This window comes from Rhizobacter sp. OV335 (genome assembly GCF_900142965.1).
Classification (GTDB): Bacteria; Pseudomonadota; Gammaproteobacteria; order Burkholderiales; family Burkholderiaceae_C; genus Rhizobacter.
Genome location: NZ_FRCQ01000022.1, coordinates 1 through 15686, shown reverse-complemented (window position 1 = coordinate 15686; position 15686 = coordinate 1). Strand labels below are relative to the sequence as shown.

The 15686-nt window shown below is 69.2% G+C and carries 12 protein-coding genes; 6 read left to right on the top strand and 6 right to left on the bottom strand.

Features of this window, described 5'->3' with window-relative positions:
- Positions 1-18: 18 nt before the first annotated feature.
- From BUE42_RS21015 to rtcA, 4 genes are all read left to right on the top strand, one after another.
- Positions 19-1593 (top strand): vWA domain-containing protein, encoded by a 1575-nt coding sequence (locus BUE42_RS21015; protein WP_073467254.1) that lies wholly within the window; start codon positions 19-21, stop codon positions 1591-1593.
- A 289-nt stretch (positions 1594-1882) separates the two neighbouring features.
- Complete coding sequence (locus BUE42_RS21010) at positions 1883-3106, top strand: RtcB family protein (protein ID WP_073467253.1); 1224 nt, start codon at positions 1883-1885, stop codon at positions 3104-3106.
- 11 nt (positions 3107-3117) lie between these two features.
- Positions 3118-4506, top strand: a complete 1389-nt coding sequence (locus BUE42_RS21005; protein ID WP_143171666.1) for a hypothetical protein — start codon at positions 3118-3120, stop codon at positions 4504-4506.
- On the top strand, positions 4503-5546 hold the full coding sequence (gene rtcA / locus BUE42_RS21000) for an RNA 3'-terminal phosphate cyclase (RefSeq protein ID WP_200799005.1): 1044 nt from the start codon (positions 4503-4505) through the stop codon (positions 5544-5546). The genes BUE42_RS21005 and rtcA overlap by 4 nt, the downstream gene beginning before the upstream one ends.
- A 4-nt stretch (positions 5547-5550) precedes the next feature.
- Here rtcA and BUE42_RS20995 read toward each other — a convergent pair whose 3' ends face one another.
- Genes BUE42_RS20995 through BUE42_RS20975 form a run of 5 tightly spaced genes read right to left on the bottom strand, consistent with a single transcriptional unit; the run spans position 5551 to position 11299 of the window.
- Positions 5551-6453: an ADP-ribosylglycohydrolase family protein gene (locus tag BUE42_RS20995; protein ID WP_073467250.1), complete on the bottom strand. Its 903-nt coding sequence runs from the start codon at positions 6451-6453 to the stop codon at positions 5551-5553.
- Positions 6450-7541 (bottom strand): bifunctional nicotinamide-nucleotide adenylyltransferase/Nudix hydroxylase, encoded by a 1092-nt coding sequence (locus BUE42_RS20990; protein ID WP_073467249.1) that lies wholly within the window; start codon positions 7539-7541, stop codon positions 6450-6452. The genes BUE42_RS20995 and BUE42_RS20990 overlap by 4 nt, the downstream gene beginning before the upstream one ends.
- Positions 7538-9238 carry an NAD+ synthase gene (locus BUE42_RS20985; protein ID WP_073467248.1) on the bottom strand — a complete coding sequence of 567 codons (1701 nt, stop codon included), beginning with the start codon at positions 9236-9238 and terminating at the stop codon, positions 7538-7540. Before BUE42_RS20985 ends, BUE42_RS20990 begins: the two co-directional genes overlap by 4 nt.
- 10 nt (positions 9239-9248) lie before the next feature.
- Complete coding sequence (pncB, locus tag BUE42_RS20980) at positions 9249-10436, bottom strand: nicotinate phosphoribosyltransferase (protein ID WP_073467342.1); 1188 nt, start codon at positions 10434-10436, stop codon at positions 9249-9251.
- Between the two features lie 8 nt (positions 10437-10444).
- The gene (locus tag BUE42_RS20975; RefSeq protein ID WP_073467247.1) at positions 10445-11299 is read right to left on the bottom strand and encodes a cysteine hydrolase family protein; all 855 of its coding nucleotides are present in this window, start codon (positions 11297-11299) and stop codon (positions 10445-10447) included.
- A gap of 100 nt (positions 11300-11399) precedes the next feature.
- On the opposite strand from BUE42_RS20975, the gene BUE42_RS20970 reads away from it, so the two are divergent.
- Positions 11400-12083, top strand: coding sequence for an NUDIX hydrolase (locus BUE42_RS20970; protein WP_073467246.1), 684 nt, complete (start codon positions 11400-11402; stop codon positions 12081-12083).
- Here the strand turns inward: BUE42_RS20970 and fusA are convergent.
- Positions 12080-14119 (bottom strand): elongation factor G, encoded by a 2040-nt coding sequence (gene fusA, locus BUE42_RS20965; RefSeq protein WP_073467245.1) that lies wholly within the window; start codon positions 14117-14119, stop codon positions 12080-12082. The genes BUE42_RS20970 and fusA overlap by 4 nt on opposite strands.
- Positions 14120-14538: 419 nt before the next feature.
- On the opposite strand from fusA, the gene BUE42_RS20960 reads away from it, so the two are divergent.
- Positions 14539-15276 (top strand): NAD-dependent epimerase/dehydratase family protein, encoded by a 738-nt coding sequence (locus BUE42_RS20960; RefSeq protein WP_073467244.1) that lies wholly within the window; start codon positions 14539-14541, stop codon positions 15274-15276.
- Positions 15277-15686 lie beyond the last annotated feature (410 nt).

The following is a 15686-nucleotide window of genomic DNA, read 5'->3' as shown; positions in this document are numbered from 1 at the left end:
AATGCGAGGAGAACCCACATGGTCAACACCGAACTGTTCCAGACGCTCAAGGGCAAGTTGCCGCCTGCGGCCGATGCGACCAACCATCACCAGGCCGGCGCGTACGCACTGAGCCCGCGCCACCAACTGGCGCAGCTGGCTGCCACCGGTTGTCTGGGCCAGACCTTTTATGCCGGCGCCGAGGAGCAACTGGAGCGCGCGATGACGCTGGCCGCGCAGGTCGACGCGCCGTTCGTTGCGAAGACCGCCGTCCATGCCCGTCAGACAGGTCACATGAAGGACATGCCGGCCTTGCTGGCGGCGTCGCTGGCCGCTCGCGACGTGGCGTTGCTGGCCCAGGTGTTCGGCCGCGTGGTCGACAACGGCAAGATGCTGCGCAACTTCGTGCAGATCGTCCGAAGCGGCGCTGTCGGTCGCAAGTCACTGGGAACGCGCCCGAAGAAGCTGGTGCAGGACTGGTTGCTGAATGCCAGCGAGAAGCAGCTGTTGAACGCCTCGGTGGGCAACACGCCTTCGTTGGCCGATGTGGTGAAGATGGTTCACCCGAAGCCTGCGGAGGCCTGGCGCGCTGCGTGGTTCGCATGGCTGATCGGCAAGCCGGTCGACGAAGCGGCACTGCCGCCGTTGACGCAAGCCTTCGAGCGCTTCAAGCGGGCCGTGGCCCGCGGCGAGGTGGCCGAGCTGCCCGACGTGCCGTTCCAGATGCTGACGGCGGTGCCGCTGAGCGCTCGGCAATGGGCGGAAGTGGCTCGAACCGGTTCATGGCAGATGGTGCGTCAGAACCTGAACACCTTTGCCCGGCATGGCGTGTTCGCGCTGGACGGCATGGCCGACGTGGTTGCCGCGAAGCTGCGCGATCCGAAGGCCGTGGCCCAGGCGCGGGTGATGCCGTACCAGCTGATGTCGGCCTTCATGGCGACCGGCGATGGTGTGCCGGCGGTGGTTCGAGAGGCCCTGCAGGATGCGATGGAGGCCGCATTGGTCAACGTGCCGCGTCTCCAAGGCCGCGTCGTGGTGTGCCCCGACGTGTCGGGCTCGATGAGCTCGGCCGTGACGGGCCATCGCGGTTCGGCGACCAGCACGGTGCGTTGCATCGATGTGGCAGCCCTGGTGTCGGCGGCGATCCTGCGCAAGACGCCGACGGCGCGCGTGTTGCCGTTCGAGCAGAAGGTCGTGAAGCTCGCGCTGAACGGCCGTGATTCGGTGATGACCAATGCGCGGGCCCTGGCCCGCATCGGGGGTGGCGGCACGAACTGCAGCGCACCGCTGGCGCTGTTGAATGCCGAAGGCGCGAAGGTGGACTTGGTGGTGCTGGTATCGGACAACGAGTCCTGGGTGGATGCGCGGCGAGGCGGTGCAACGCAGACCCTGCGCGAGTGGGAGCTGTTGAAGCACCGCAATCCGCAGGCCCGCCTGGTGTGCATCGACATCCAGCCGCATGCGACGACGCAGGCGGCGGAGCGTGAGGACATCATGAACGTCGGAGGATTCTCCGATGCGGTGTTCTCGATGCTGGCGATGTTTGCCGAGGGCCGGATGGGAGCCGGGCACTGGGTCGGCGAGATCGACAAGCTGCCACTGGAAATGCAATGAAGTGATTGAAAGCTGTCGCGTGGCGAATGCCGGGTGGGACTACATCCAAAATTGTTCCGTCTCCCCAATTGTTTGTCGCCACGCGGGGGCTTCCGTCTTGAGGTTTTGATGTCGTGCATCGAATGCGGGTGGAACTACAGCTTTGGGTGCTCGAGGTCGCGGGTTCGAGTCCCGCCGGTCCCGAATCAGGGGGACCGTAGCTCAGGGGATAGAGCGCGAAACGTTTCACCGATCCTGGTCGGTGCACGACATCATCTTTTGAATCTGTGAATCAGCAAGCGAGAAGAACATGAACACGAACTACGACACCGAAACCATCGAGGGCGGCGTGCCCGTCAAGATGTGGACCCGCGGCGTGCCGGTCGAAGCCGAGGCGAAGCAGCAGCTCGCGAACGCGGCCCGCCTGCCGGTCGTCTTCAAGCACATCGCGGCGATGCCCGACGTGCACCTGGGCATCGGCGCGACCGTCGGCTCGGTGATCCCGACGCTGCGCGCGATCATCCCGGCCGCGGTCGGCGTCGACATCGGCTGCGGAATGATGGCCTGCAAGACCACGTTGCGCGCCGAAGACCTGCCGGACAACCTGGGCCCGCTGCGCGCGGCCATCGAGCGCTCGGTGCCGCACGGCTCGACGCCGCGCCACCGCGGCCGCGACCAGGGCAGCTGGGAGAACCCGCCGGAGACCGTCGACCAGGTGTGGGCGACGCTCGTCGACGAGTTCGATGCCTTGTGCGAGCTGCACCCGCGCCTGAAGAACACCAACAACCGCAAGCACCTGGGGACGCTGGGCGGCGGCAACCACTTCATCGAGGTCTGCCTCGATGAGGAGGGCGCCGTCTGGTTCATGCTGCACTCCGGCTCGCGCGGTGTCGGCAACGCGATCGGCACCCACTTCATCGAACTGGCGAAGAAGGATGCCGAAGCGCAGCAGCGCAACCTGCCCGACCAGGACCTGGCGTACTTCGAGGAAGGCGCGCAGTATTTCGGCGACTACGTGCGCGGTGTCGGCTGGGCGCAGAAGTTCGCGGCGCGCAACCGCGAGGTGATGATGACCAACCTGATCGCCACCGTGCGCCAGGTGATCGCGAAGCCGTTCGAGACGCACGTCGAGGCCGTCAACTGCCACCACAACTACGTGCAGCAGGAACGCCACTTCGGTGAAGACGTGTTCGTCACCCGCAAGGGGGCGGTCAGCGCGAAGCGCGGCCAGATGGGGATCATTCCGGGCAGCATGGGTGCGCGCAGCTTCATCGTGCGCGGCCTCGGCAACCCGGAGAGCTTCGACAGCTGCAGCCACGGCGCCGGCCGCGTGATGAGCCGCACGAAGGCGAAGAAGCTGTTCAGCGTGGCCGACCAGGTGAAGGCGACCGAGGGCGTCGAGTGCCGCAAGGATGCGGACGTCATCGACGAGATCCCGATGGCCTACAAGGACATCGACGCGGTGATGGCAGCACAGAAGGACCTCGTGGAGGTCGTGCACACGCTGAAGCAGGTGGTGTGCGTGAAAGGATAGGGAGGAGGAGCATGAACACCTGGTTGAGCCGATGGCTCGGCAAGCCTGCCGAGAGCGCGAACGGCGTCGAGGCCTGGCTGGCCGCGGCCGCGTCGCCGAGCGGCTACGAGCGGCAGGCCGCGGTCGCGGCGCTGGCGGCCAGCGATGACCCGCGCGCGCTGCGCATGCTGCTGGTGCGGGCCAACGATTGGGTCGCGCCGGTGCGGCATGCCGCGGCGCAGGCCGTGCTGGCGTGGCTGAACGAGCGCCGCCTCGACGGCTGGCGGCAGGCATTGCCGGCGCTGCTGCGGCTGCGCCAGGCGCGCCGCGTCGACCACCGCGAACTGCTGCAGGCGATCGAGGACTTCCTGTCGACGCCGGGGCATCTCGCGCGCGTGGGCGTCGGTCTGCCGGCGTCCGACCGCGAGGCTGCGCGCTTTCTGTTTCTGCTGAGCGCGAAGGCTTGCCGCGACGACGCCTCGGGCCTTGCCGTGCTGGCGGGTGGCCTGCGGTCGAACGATGTGCTGGTCGCACGCACCGCGGTGCAGCGTGCCGCGGCGCTGCCGGTGGGGCCGCTGCGTTCGCAGCTGCTGCGCGAGGCCTGCCGTGGCAAGTTCGCCGAGGTGCGTGTGGCGGGGCTACGGGGGTTGTCGACGAGCGGTGACGGCGTCGAGCCGGCGCTGCTGCAGGCGCTGTGCTTCGACCGCAGCGCAGCCGTGCGAGGGTTGGCCGTGGCCGCGGCATCGCCTGCGCTGCGTGCCGAGGTCGATCAACGTGCGTTGGCCGGTGTGCCGGATGCGTCGCTGTCTGCCCGCCTGCGCGCCGTGATGCTGCGGCTGCTGCGTGCACGGCAGCACCCTGGTCACCCGGCGTTGTGCCGGGCGATGAGCGGTGCGAGTGCCGTGGCGTTGCGGGTCGCGGCCTACGAAGGATGGATGGCCGAGCCGGGTGCTGACCTGCCGATGCTGATCGAACGCACGCTGCTCGACGCATCGCCGCACGTGCAGCGGCTGGCGGTCAAGGCGGTCGTTCGTGGCGCGCCGGCGCCATCGGCCGAGCGGGCGCGGCAGCTGGTCGAGGCACTCGGGACGCCGCAAGCGATGCGCGTCGCGTTGCAGCTGATGGTCCGCGCGTCGCCGTGGGACCGTGGGTGGTTCCTGCTGACCACGCTGGCCGGCGGCACGCTGGCGGAGACGACGTGGCAGCTTGCGTCCGAGGGCCTTCGGGCCTGGCTCGCCGACATGAACCGCTGTTTCGTTGCGCCCACGCCCGCGCAGCGGGGCAGCGTGTCGGCGGCCTGGCGCGACGCGCAGGCCGGCATTGCCGAGCCGCTGCGAGCGGCAGTGCGGTTCCAGCTCGGGTCCTTCGGGATCCCGCTTGATCGCACGATGGAACAAGACAACAACAAGGAATCACGATGATCGAACTCGACGGCGCCACCGGGGAGGGTGGCGGCCAGATCCTGCGCAGCGCGTTGGCGCTCGCGATGTGCACCGGCCAAAGCGTCGCGCTGCACGACATCCGCGCGCGCCGGCCCAAGCCGGGCCTGATGCGCCAGCACCTGGCCTGCGTGCAGGCGGCGCAGGCTGTCAGTGGGGCGCGGGTGCAGGGTGCAGAGGCCGGCTCGATGTCGCTGGTCTTCGAACCCGGCACGGTGTGCGCCGGCGACCATGTCTTCAGCGTCGGCACGGCCGGCAGCGCGACGCTCGTGCTGCAGACCGTGTGGCCGGCGCTGATGTTGGCCAATGGAACGAGCCGGCTGACGCTCGCTGGCGGCACGCACAACCCGATGGCGCCGCCGTTCCATTTCATCGAGCGTTGCTACGCACCGCTGTTGCAGCGCCTGGGCGCGGGCAGCCGCCTGCAGTTGCGCCGCCACGGCTTCTTTCCGGCAGGCGGCGGCGAGTTCGTCGCCGAGATCCTGCCGGCCGTCGGCGGGCTGCAACCGTACGACCTGGTGGAGCGCGGTGCCCTGCTCGCGGCCCATGCGGAGGCGCTGGCCGCGGCGGTGCCGCGCAGCGTCGCGTCACGCGAACTCGCCATCCTGCAGCGCGAGCTCGGCTGGCCCGACGATGCGTTGCAGGTGCCGGTGTTGCGCCAGAACGAGGGTCCTGGCAATGCGCTGATGGCGACGCTGGCCCACGAGCACGTGACCGAGCTGGCGATCAGCTTCGGTGAGCGCGGCCGCAGCGCCGAAGAGGTCGCGCTGTCGCTCGCCGCGGAGCTGCGCGCCTACCAGGCCGGCACCGGCGCGCTCGGCCCGCACTTGGCCGACCAGTGGGTGCTGCCGCTCGCGCTCGCGGTGTGGCGCAGCGGCCGGCCGGCGAGCTTCAGCTGCACCGAGTTGACGGAACACGCGCGGACCAACTTCGCGGTGATCGAGCGCTTCTTGCCGCTGCGCATCGTGACCGACGGTGTCGAGGGGCACTGGCGTGTCACGGTCACGTCGCTGGGCGCGTGACGGCTCAGCGCCGCAGCGCGTCCGCCAGCTTCTCGATCTTGGCCCGCTGGTGCAGCCGCACCAGCCAGCGGGCCGGGATGCCGGATTTGCCGTAGTGCGCGCCGGCGAGCTGGCCGACGATCGCGGCGGTGGTGTCGGCATCGTCACCAAGGTTGGCGGCACGCAGCACGGCGGCCTCGAAGCTGTCGGTCTGCGCGAAGCACCACAGCGCGGCCTCGAGCGACGCGACGCAGTAGCCGGTGCCGGCGATCTGCGACTCCCGCTTGTGCAGGTACTCGCGGGCCGCGATGGCCTGCACCTTCGGCATCGTCGGTGCCGCGAGCCGGCTCGACAGGATCGCGTCCTTCGGGTGGCCATCCAGCGCGTGGCACAGCAGCTCGGCAAAGAGCGTGCAGCACTCCAGCGCCTCGGTGGCCGCGTGCGTGGTGGCCGAACTGCGGCGGGCCAGGTCCATCGCGGTGGCCATGTCCGGGTGGCCGAACAGCACCGCCGGCGCGAGCCGCATCAGCGAGCCGTTGCCGGCGCTCATCGGATCGGTGGAGCCGGCCATCGGGTTGCGGGTCTGCAGGTAGCGCTGCAGCGCGGCCGAGACGGTGATGCCGATGTCGAAGCAGGCGCCGGTCGAACTCAGGTAGCCGTGGTGCCACCAGTTCACGTAGCGGTTCATCTGGTCCTCGGCATCGAAGCCGCGCCGTTCGACCAGGCTGGTCGCGAGGCACAGCGCCATCGAGGTGTCGTCGGTCCACTCGCCGGCCTTCAGGCCGAACGGGCCGCCGCCGACCATGTCGGTGATCGGCTCGAAGCTGCCGCGGCGGCGGAATTCCAGCGTGGTGCCGACCGCGTCGCCGCAGGCCAGCCCGAGCAGGCAGCCGCGGTAGCGGTCGAGCAGGGCGGCTTCTTCCCTCATCGCGGCGTCAGTCCCAGGAAGTGATCGAGCATGTGGAAGTGGTCGTCGAGGAACTGGTCCTCGAGCGCGGGCAGCTCGCCGATCGGCGTCCACAGCGCGGCGGCCGCGTCGTCACCGGCCACCACCTCGGGCAGCTCGCGGTCGCCGAGGTCGAAGTGGTGGGCATGCGTGATGGTGCGGCCGCGCTGGCTGCGGTCGGGGTGGTCGAACACCGCGGTCTCGCGCAGGCACTGGTGCATGCTGGCGTCGAGCAGGTGCAGCTGCGTTTCTTCGCGCAGCTCGCGCAGGGCCGACTGGTAGGTGGTCTCGCGTTGCTCGATGAACCCGCCCGGCACCGCATACAAGCCCTTGCCGGGCGCCTGGCCGCGGCGCACCAGCAGCACGCGGCCGGCGCACTGCACGATCGCGTCGACGGTGACGAAGACCGGCGGGTACGGTGAGCCGGCCCACGAGGCGTGGTAGGCCTTCAGCATCCGCCATTCGGCCGTCAGCGCGCCGAACAGCGGCAACCGCGACCAGGCACGCAGGAAGCCGAGCGTCGTCGATGGCGCCTGGCCGACCAGGGCCGCGACCGTCGCGTCGACATCGTCCGGCGCGCACGCGAAGAAGGCATCGCGCAGCGCGGTGCCGTCGGCGGCCGTCACGCGCTCGACGCTGTGCAGCCGCCAGCCCGGGAAGCCCTGCAGGTACTCGCTGGTCGCGTCCTTGAAGTGCCCGACGACACCGATCGAGCCGAGCCGCGGATCGGCGTGCTTCGCGATCAGCGCGTGTACGCCGTCGTGCACCGCCTTCAGCCAGCGCGTCTCGTCGTAGTAGTCGCGCACCGGCAGGAAATCGATGCGGCCGCGCTCGTCTTCGGGCACTGCGAGCCGGATCATCTCGGCCCGCTCTTCCCAGCTGAACGGGTTCTTCGGCGAGCGCGCCTGGTGCGCCGAACCGATCACGACGATGACCCGCGGCGCGATCGCCAGCGCCTGGTTCAGCAGCGCCAGGTGGCCGTTGTGGAACGGTTGGAAGCGTCCGATGTATACCGCGGTGTCGTGGTGCAAGCCAAGCACTGCCGGGGGGTGGGACGGAATCGTTCTCATGGGATGAAGGCCGCGATGGGCATCTGCCGGCCGCTGCCGAAGGCACGGGGGCGGACGCGGATGATGGGGGGCGCCTGGCGCCGCTTGTATTCGTTGCGGGCGATCATGCGCCGCACCCGCTCGACCAGCGCGCGACCGTCGCCGCTGCGCTGCAGCTGCGCGACGAACGCATCGGCCTGCGCCCGCTCGCGCGGCGCGAGCCGGTCGCCTTCGATCAAGAGCTTCAGCACCTCGTCGAGCACCTCATAGGGCGGCAGGCTGTCGGTGTCCTTCTGGCCGGGTGCGAGCTCGGCCGACGGCGGCTTGTCGATGATGGCGGCTGGAATGATCTCGCGGCCGGCCGCCTCGTTCAGGTGGCGCGACAGCGCGAACACCTCTGTCTTGTACAGGTCGCCGATCAGCCCGAGGCCGCCGTTGGTGTCGCCGTACAGCGTGCAGTAGCCGACCGAGATCTCCGACTTGTTGCCGGTCGTCAGCAGCAGGTGGCCGAAGCTGTTCGAGTAGGCCATCAGCGCGGTGCCGCGGATGCGCGCCTGCAGGTTCTCGTGCGGCAGGCCTTGCAGCGGCTTGCCGAAGCTGCGCTCGAACTGCGCGCCGTAGCCGTTGACCAGCTCGGCGATCGGGTGTGTGAAGAGTTCGATGCCGAGATTGCGGCACAGCGTGACCGAGTCGTCGACCGAGCCGGCCGACGAGTAGTGTGACGGCATCGTCACCGCGCTGACGTTGTGCGGCCCGAGCGCTTGCGCGGCGAGTGCCAGCGTCAACGCGCTGTCGATGCCGCCCGACGAACCGACCACCGCCTGCCGGAATCCGCAGCGCCGCGCGTAGTCGGTCAGGCCGAGGACGATCTGCGCCTGGTAGAACGCCATCGTCGGCAGTCCGGCGGCCGGCACCGGCGGCGGCGCGTCGCCGTCCAGCGTCAGGAAGCGGCCGTGCTCGAAGCGCAGCGTCGTCACGTCCTCGACGAAGCGCCGGGCTTCGTACACCACGCGGCCGTCGGCCTCGGTCGCGAACGACGCGCCGTCGAACACCAGCTGGTCGTGGCCGCCGATCTGGTTGACGTACAGGATCGGCAGCCGGTGGCGGCGGCTCGCGTCGCCGAAGATCTGGTGCCGCTGCTCGCGCTTGCCGATCTCGGATGGGCTCGCGTTGATCGAGACGACCAGGTCGGGCGCGGCGTCGCGCATGCGTTCGAACGGGTTGACCGCGTAGTCGCCGGCCACATCGTTCCAGCCGTCTTCGCAGATCATCATGCCGACCTGCGTGTCGCCGATGCGCAGCACCTTGGCCACATCGGGGCCGGGCTCGAAGTGGCGGCGTTCGTCGAAGATGTTGTAGGTGGGCAGCAGCTGCTTGGCATAGCGCAGCACGATCTCGCCGGCATGCAGCACCAGCAGCATGTTGTGCAGCCGCTTGCCGGGGCCGTCGCGCCGCAGCGGTGCGCCGACCACCCAGTGCAGCCCGGGCAGCTCGCGCGAGGCCTGCAGCAAGGCATCGAGCCCGGCGTCGACGCGCTGCAGGAAGCCGGGCTCCTCCAGCAGGTCGGCCGGGTGGTAGCCGGTCAGCCCGAGTTCGGTGAAGACGACCAGCTCGGCACCCTGCGTGCCGGCCTGCCGGGCCGCGGCGATCATCTTCGCGACGTTGCCGTCGATGTCGCCAAGGGTCGGGTTGAGTTGCGCGATCGTGATTCTCAGCATGCGCGCTCCATCAGGTGGGGACGTTGAAGACCTGGCGCAGGTACGCGAGGAAGGTCTGGTCGTCGCACAGCGTCTTGCCGGGGCTGTCGGAGAGCTTGGCGACCGGCTGGCCGTTGCAGCGGGTCAGCTTCATCACGATGTTCAGCGGCGTCAGGCCGACGTCGTTCGACAGGCTGGTGCCGATGCCGAAGCCGGTCTGCGTGCGGTCGGCAAAATGACGATAGAGCTCGAGGGCCGTTGCTATCGTCAGGCCGTCGGAGAACACCAGCCGCTTCGTGTGCGGGTCGATGCGCAGCTTCGCGTAGTGGGCCAGCGCCTTCTCACCCCACGCGACCGGGTCGCCGGAATCGTGGCGCAGCCCGTCGAACAGCTTCGCGAAGTAGAGGTCGAAGTCGGCGATGAAGGCGTCCATGCCGACCACGTCGGTCAGCGCGACGCCCAGGTCGCCGCGGTACTCCTGCACCCATTCCTCGAGCGCGGCCTTCTGCGAATCGCGCAGCCGCACACCGAGCGCCTGGAAGGTCTGCAGGTACTCGTGCGCCATCGTGCCGATCGGCACCAGGCCGAGTTCTTTCGCGAGCAGCACGTTGGAGCTGCCGCGGAAGTACTCGGGCAGGGCCTCCTTCAGCGTCGAGACGACCTCGCGCTGCCAGGTGCCGCTGTAGCGGCGGCGCACGCCGAAATCGAAGAACTCGAACGGGTTGCGGCGCGGCGGCTCGGCGCCGAAGGCACGCAGCGTCGCGATCTTGGCCTGCAGCCGCTCGCGGCCGGCGGCGAGCGCGGCGGCGGCATCGAAGCGGCGGAAGTACAGCTCGTTGACGATCGCCAGCGCGAAGATCTCGAAGGCCATCACATGGACCTGTGGGCCGTTCGCGATGATCTGCAGCGTGTTGCCGTCGGCCCGGGCGGTGATGAAGACGCGCTGGAACTGGAAGATGCGCAGGAAGTCGACGAAGTCCGACTTGATGAAACGCAGCGCGCCGAGGTAGGCGAGCTCGTCTTCGGTGAAGCGCAGCGCGCACAGGTGGTCGAGCTCGCGGTTCACGTCGCCGAGCAGCTCGGCCAGCGGGTACGCCGGCGCGTTGCGGCAGACGAAGCTGTACTCGGCCTGCGTCTGCGGGTGCCGGTGCAGCATGGTCTGCCACATCGTGAACTTGTAGAGATCGGTCTCCAGCAGGCTGTGGATGACGGGCGGCATGGTGGCTTTCAAGTCAGGCGGCGAAGGACTTCGCCGCTGGTGGCAAGTTGAACACCGCGGGCGCGCATCGCGTCGAGAAACCCTTGCTGCTGCGCCTCGAAGCCGCTGACCGGGCTGAGGCAGTCGGTCAGCAGCACGACGCGTTCCAGCCGCCCGCCGGGCAGGTGGTCGACCACGTGCTCGGTGGTGGCCTTCACGCAATGGCTGCCGGCCTCGCCGGCGATCAGCAGCAGGTCGGCGCGGTCCAGGCGCTCGATCAGGGCCAGGTTGAGCTGGGTGTCGGGATCGCCCGCATCGGGCACCTCGGCCTGCACCGCGCTGTAGTGCTCGGTCCACGGGTTCTCGCCCTTGGTGACCATCTCGACCGCCGCCAGCCGGCGTTCTTCCCAGGCGTTGCAGGCGGCGCGCACGTCGGCGTGGATGTTGTGGCCCCAGCTGCCGATCTCGCAGTGCACCGGCCAGACCATCAGCGTGTAGCGGCCGCGGGCTTCGAGTTCATCGAGGTAGGCGAGGGTGCGCGGCAGCGACGCGGCATCGCGCGGGCGGAATGCGCCGTCGCGCACCTGGCGCGCGGTGATCGGCGTGAACGGGCCGACCGCGCTGCCGTCGCGCTGCTGCCAGAAGGTCGGGTGGGCGATGTCGACGCGATGGTGCGAATCGAGCGTCACGGTGATGTCGGTGACCGCATCGCCGGCCTGGCGGATGAAGCCGGCCAGGCGTTGCATGTCGGCGTGGGCACCGCTGACCGGCAGCGCGGGCGCGACCGGTTGGCCGGTCAGCGGATCGGTGGGCCGCCAGGTCTCGGGCAGGTCGCAGAAATCGTTCTGCGGATCGATGATCAGAAGCTGGGTTCGCAGGTTCATCGCTGGCTTTCGTCTTGAACGTGACGGTACTCTAGACGAGTTAGATCAACATTGCAACTAAGTAACGAGGCCACCGGGCGATGGCCCTAACATCGAGCCCATGGCCGCCGACTCCTACCCGCCCGTCATCTGCACCGTCGACGTGGTGCTGCTGACGCTGCGCGATGGTGCCTTGCACGTGGTGCTTCACAAGCGCGACCGGGAGCCGTTCCGCGGCGCGCTCGCGCTGCCCGGCGGCTACGTGCACCAGCAGGAGGACCAGGGCGCCGAGGATGCCGCGATGCGGGTGCTGCGCGACAAGGCCGGCATCGTGAGCCCGTACCTGGAGCAGCTCGCGACCTTGTCCGGCCCCGGGCGGGATCCGCGCGGCTGGTCGGTGTCGATCGCGTACTACGCGCTGGTGCCGCTGCAGCTGGTGCCGGTCGATGCGGCGCACCTGCGCGTGCTGCCGGCCGACCGGCTGCCGACGCTGCCGTTCGATCACGGGCGCATCGTCGAACTGGCAGTGTCGCGGGTGCGGGTGAAGAGCCACTATTCGTCGCTGCCGGTGCACCTGTGCGGCGAGCGCTTCACGCTGCCGCAGCTGCAGTCGGTGTACGAGGCGGTGCTCGGCGAGCCGGTCAACAAGGTGAGCTTTCGCCGCAAGATGGACGAGCTCGCGATGCTGGAGCCGATCGACGGCGAGCTGGAGCTGGGCCGGGCCAACCGGCCGGCCCAGCTGTACCGCGTGCGCCGGGAGTTCCGGCGCACGCTGTCCCTCAGCGAACGCGGGCTGGGGACTTAAGCCGCCAACAGCTCGGCTTGCAGCGGCGCCGGCACTTCGGCGTAGTGGCTGAACTGCATCGAGTACTGCGCCCGCCCGGACGAGAGCGCCCGCAGGCTGCCGATGTAGCCGAACATCTCCTTCAGCGGCACGTGCGCTTCCAGCGCCGTCGCGTTGCCGCGCGGATGCTGGGCGCGCACGTGGCCGCGCCGGCGGTGCAGGTCGCCGATGCTGTCGCCGAGGTAGTCGGCCGGCGTGACGACTTCCACCGCCATCACCGGCTCGAGCACCACCGGCGCCGCGCGTGCGACGCCGTCGCGGAAGGCCGCGACCGCCGCGAGTTCGAACGCCAGCACCGACGAGTCGCGCTCGTGGAAGCTGCCGTCGAGCAGCGTGACCTCGAGGTCGACCACCGGGTAGCCCGCCAGCACGCCGGTCTCGGCCGCGCGCTTCACGCCGGACTCGACGCCCGGGATGAACTCGCGCGGGATCGCGCCGCCGGTCACCTGGTTCACGAAGCGCAGGCCGTCGCCGCGCGCCAGCGGCGCGATGCGCAGCGTCACGCCGGCGAACTGCCCGGGGCCGCCGCTCTGCTTCTTGTGCACGTGGCTCACCTCGACCGTGCGCGTGACCGTCTCGCGGTAGGCGACCTGCGGCCGGCCCACCGTCACCTCGACACGATGGCGCGTGCGCAGCTTCTCGAGCGTCACCTCGAGCTGCAGCTCGCCCATGCCGGACAGCAGGGTCTGGCCGGATTCGGCGTCCTGGCGGATGCGCAGGCTCGGGTCTTCCTTGGCGAGCGCGGCCAATGCCTTGCCGAGCTGCTGCTGGTCGACCTGCGTGCGCGGCTCCACCGCGATGTGGATCACCGGTTCCGGAATCGAGATGCTCTCCAGCACGACCGGATGGCGCTTGTCGGCGAGCGTGTGGCCGGTCGTCGTGTCCTTCAGGCCCACGAGCGCACCGATGTCTCCCGCCTCGAGGGCCGGGACTTCCACATGCTTGTCGGCATGCACTTCATACAGGCGCGCCACGCGTTCGGTGCGGCCGGTGCTGGCGTTGAGCACGCTGTCGCCGGGCCGCAGGCGGCCGCGGTACACGCGCACGAAGACCATCGCGCCGTGGTCGTCGGAGACGACCTTGAACGCGAGCGCCGCCAGCGGGCCGTCGGCATCCGACTCGGGTTGGCCTTCGGTCGCGACGTCGCCGGGCGCCGGCAGGTAGTCGATGACGGCGTCCAGCAGCGGCTCGATGCCGCGGTTGCGGAAGGCCGAGCCGGCCAGCACCGGCACGAAGGCGCCCGCCAGCGTGCCGGCGCGCAGGCCTGCACGCAGCTGCTCGACCGACGGCTCGTCGCCTTGCAGCCAAGCTTGCAGCAGGGCGTCGTCGCGCTCGACCACGGCCTCGACCAGGCGGGCGCGCGCGATCGTCGCCTGCGCCTGCAGGTCGTCGGGGATGGCTTCGATGAGCGGCGGCTGGCTCGCATCGGCGGCCGGCCAGACCAGCGCGCGCCGGCCGAGCAGGTCCACGACGCCGCGGAACGAGTCCTCGGCACCGATCGGCAGTTGCAGCGGCAGCGCGGTGACGCCCAGGCGCGACTCCATCATCTGCACGACGCGGGTGAAGTCGGCCCCCACGCGGTCGAGCTTGTTGATGAAGGCGAGGCGGGGCACGCGGTACTTGTCGGCGAGGCGCCAGTTGGTCTCGGTCTGCGGCTCGACGCCGGCGACGCCGTCGAACACGACGACCGCGCCATCGAGCACGCGCAGCGAGCGGTTCACCTCGATGTTGAAGTCGATGTGTCCGGGCGTGTCGATGAGGTTGATCTGCGCACCGTTCCAGAACACGGTGGTGGCCGCGCTGTTGATGGTGATGCCACGCGCCCGCTCCTGCGGGTCGTAGTCCATCACGGTGTTGCCGTCGTTCACGTCGCCGATGCGGTGATTCGCACCGGTGTAGAACAGGATGCGTTCGGTGGTGGTGGTCTTGCCGGCGTCGACATGGGCGATGACGCCGATGTTGCGAAGAAGGCGGGGGGTGGTGGTGTTGCGGTTCATGACGAATCTTTCAAACTGGGGCCGTTTTTGCCAGCCCCGGCGAAGATTCGCCGTGGGCTAGCCCGTAACTTGCATGGCTCTGGTGTCGTCGGACACGCCAAAGGACGAGCGCAAGCCGCCCGTGCTTTGGCGGTCGTGAATCGTGGCAATCAACTTGTCGTAGGTGCGCATGGCAGTAACGTGCAGACTGAAAAGCAAAAACCCCGGGGGCAGTGCCGACCGGGGTTTCTGGGACCGGAAGGCGCAGGGCCTTCCGGTGGTGGGGAAGACCTTGAACTACACGACGAACAGCAACACGTCGCCACGCGACGGTGCTGCTTGCGAGATGGCTTCAAAGTTCTTCAACATGACCGCGATTGTCCTCCCGCTGCAGAGCACCTGCTGCCGGTGGGGCTTCCGCTTTGGTGTGGAATGAGTTCATGACTTCCACGAAGATTCTTCTTGCCGGTGCGACGGGTGTCGTCGGCCGCCGGCTCATCCCGCTGCTGGTCGGCGGTGGCTACAACGTGTTCGGCACGACGCGCAGCCAGGCGAAGGCAGCGTCGATCATGGCCGCGGGCGCCGAGCCGATCGTGCTCGACGTGTTCGATGCGGCCGCGGTGCGCGCGACGATGCTGCGGCTGAAGCCCGACGTGATCGTGCACCAGGTGACCGACCTCGCGCTGCTGAACGATGCGGCGACGCGCGACGAGGCGCTGGCCCGCAACGCGCGGCTGCGCATCGAGGGCACGCAGAACCTGGTCGATGCAGCGCTTGCGTGTGGAGCGAAGCGCATGGTGGCGCAGAGCATCGCGTGGGTGTATGCCGCGGGGCGCGAGCCGCATGCCGAGACCGATCCGCTGGACCTGAAGGCCGAAGGGGCGCGGGCGCACACGGTGGAAGCTGTTGCGACCCTTGAGCAACTGGTGACGCAATCGCCAGGGCTCGAAGGGGTGGTTCTGCGCTACGGGCAGTTCTACGGGCCGGGCACCGGGGTCGAGACGGCCGCGGGCAAGCCGTCTGCCTTGCATGTGGACGCTGCTGCGTATGCGGCGTTGCTGGCGGTTGATCGCGGCGCGCCGGGCATCTACAACGTCGCTGAGCCGAGCTGGCAGATCACGGGTGACAAGGTGCGGCGCGAGCTCGGCTGGGATGCCGCGTTTCGTCTCCGGAGCTGACGGTTTTCGCGCGAGCAAAGGCGCGGGTGGGGAGGCTGTGGCTCGCCGGCCGGTGCGCCCCGTCCCTATTGGCGCTCCACAGCCTCCCCACCCGCGCCTTTGCGGACACCGCAGCTCTTTGTGGGGGAAAAGACTGAACAGACGGTTGAGCATGCGAGCGCCCGCACGCTCGTCAGTCACTTCAGTCTTTTCCCCCCAACAAGAGCGGGTGGTGTTGAGCGTCGCGGTGGGTGGCGGGAGGGGCTGGGGGCGATTTCTGGGGTGACGAAGAAGATCGGCTTCGGGGGTGGCACGCGCCAGCGTGCTTCGTAGACCGACTCATCGGCACTGTTTGACCACAACGAACGAAGTGAGTGGAGGGAGTTTGCCGATGCACCCCCGAAGCCGATCTTCTTCGTGGAGTCGGCCCC

Coding starts and splice junctions, on each gene's coding strand:
- BUE42_RS20990 (WP_073467249.1), bottom strand. CDS start 7,541: ATGAGAACGATTCCGTCCCACCCCCCGGCAGTGCTTGGCTTGCACCAC.
- BUE42_RS21015 (WP_073467254.1), top strand. CDS start 19: ATGGTCAACACCGAACTGTTCCAGACGCTCAAGGGCAAGTTGCCGCCT.
- BUE42_RS20975 (WP_073467247.1), bottom strand. CDS start 11,299: ATGAACCTGCGAACCCAGCTTCTGATCATCGATCCGCAGAACGATTTC.
- pncB (WP_073467342.1), bottom strand. CDS start 10,436: ATGCCGCCCGTCATCCACAGCCTGCTGGAGACCGATCTCTACAAGTTC.
- BUE42_RS20960 (WP_073467244.1), top strand. CDS start 14,539: ATGACTTCCACGAAGATTCTTCTTGCCGGTGCGACGGGTGTCGTCGGC.
- BUE42_RS21010 (WP_073467253.1), top strand. CDS start 1,883: ATGAACACGAACTACGACACCGAAACCATCGAGGGCGGCGTGCCCGTC.
- rtcA (WP_200799005.1), top strand. CDS start 4,503: ATGATCGAACTCGACGGCGCCACCGGGGAGGGTGGCGGCCAGATCCTG.
- fusA (WP_073467245.1), bottom strand. CDS start 14,119: ATGAACCGCAACACCACCACCCCCCGCCTTCTTCGCAACATCGGCGTC.
- BUE42_RS20995 (WP_073467250.1), bottom strand. CDS start 6,453: ATGAGGGAAGAAGCCGCCCTGCTCGACCGCTACCGCGGCTGCCTGCTC.
- BUE42_RS20970 (WP_073467246.1), top strand. CDS start 11,400: ATGGCCGCCGACTCCTACCCGCCCGTCATCTGCACCGTCGACGTGGTG.
- BUE42_RS21005 (WP_143171666.1), top strand. CDS start 3,118: ATGAACACCTGGTTGAGCCGATGGCTCGGCAAGCCTGCCGAGAGCGCG.
- BUE42_RS20985 (WP_073467248.1), bottom strand. CDS start 9,238: ATGCTGAGAATCACGATCGCGCAACTCAACCCGACCCTTGGCGACATC.